This window comes from Burkholderia sp. AU32262, from assembly GCF_020419985.1.
GTDB classification, from domain to species: domain Bacteria; phylum Pseudomonadota; class Gammaproteobacteria; order Burkholderiales; family Burkholderiaceae; genus Burkholderia; species Burkholderia semiarida.
In genome coordinates, this window is record NZ_JAIZRS010000076.1 from 1 (window position 1) to 1,060 (window position 1,060).

The 1,060-nt window shown below is 60.3% G+C and carries 1 protein-coding gene; it reads right to left on the bottom strand.

Annotated features, from left to right (window positions below):
• A partial coding sequence (locus tag LGN10_RS33370; RefSeq protein WP_226226291.1) for an IS110 family transposase occupies positions 1-965 on the bottom strand: 965 nt, incomplete at its 3' end.
• Between the last annotated feature and the right edge of the window lie 95 nt (positions 966-1,060).

Below are 1,060 nucleotides of genomic sequence, written 5' to 3' on the forward strand. Positions count from 1 at the left end.
ATCTTCGCCAGGTCGAATCCACAGTACTTCAGGAACTGACGGTGGTGACCGAAGCGGCGCAGGTCGCCGGCCTCGGCGAGGATAGTCATGGCGATCACCGAGCCAATGCCAGGCAGCGTCTTCAGATGGGCGAAGTCGATATTGTCGTGAAGCTCCGCCTCGGCGCGCGCCTCGATTGCCGCTCGCAGTACGTTGAGCTCCTGGTACCGGCGAAGGGTAATACGGAATGTCTCGACAGCCAGGCAATCCGGCGCGTGAGGCAAGGCAGCGGTGTGTGCAGCTGTTTCCCATATCTCTTCGAGTTTGGCGCGTTTGTTCACCTTGCGGCCGACCAGATCCCATGCAGCAGCCACAAAGCTCTCGCGATCCAGGGCGCGTACATGCGTCGGCGTCGGAAACTCGAGCAGAAAACGCACGAACCATTCGTTGCGGGTGGTGCACCAGTAGCGGTGCATCTCCGGGAAGTACAGCGGCAGGCCGTGGTTGATCAGAGAGTGCTGCACCTTGGTGCGTGCGCGGGAAACTTGGTAGTAGGTCTTTGCAAGTTCCTGCAGGTCATGATGGCCGGCGATCTGCGGGTCCACGTAGCGCTGATATGTGCCACGCCTGAGCATTTCCAGGATGACCTGCGCGTCCTTGGGATCGTTCTTGTCCCAAGAGTTGAACATCGCTTCGCGATACCGCGCCTGTGCCACGGAATTGATGCTGACCACCTCGTGCCCAGCTGTGAGCAGGCGGTGAGCCAGCGGGCGATGGTAGTCGCCGGTCGGCTCAAGCGCTACCCGGCAATTGCCGGGTAGCGCTTGAAGGTAACTCAACAGCCGGTCGAAGTCAGGAGCGCTGTTGGTCATCCGGAAGCGCTGACGCTTCCCGTCCGACAACTCGATCAACACAGCGTTCGAATAACGGGCGATGTCGATTGCAACCAGGTTCAGGGGCAGCGTACCTTCCAGCAAGTCGGCCATTTCGGTTTCCTCCGGCGGGCGGTGAACGGGCAATCCAAAGGATGCCCGTTACCCCTGATGGCTGACATTCTGCATGTACTACGGCCCGGAGTTCG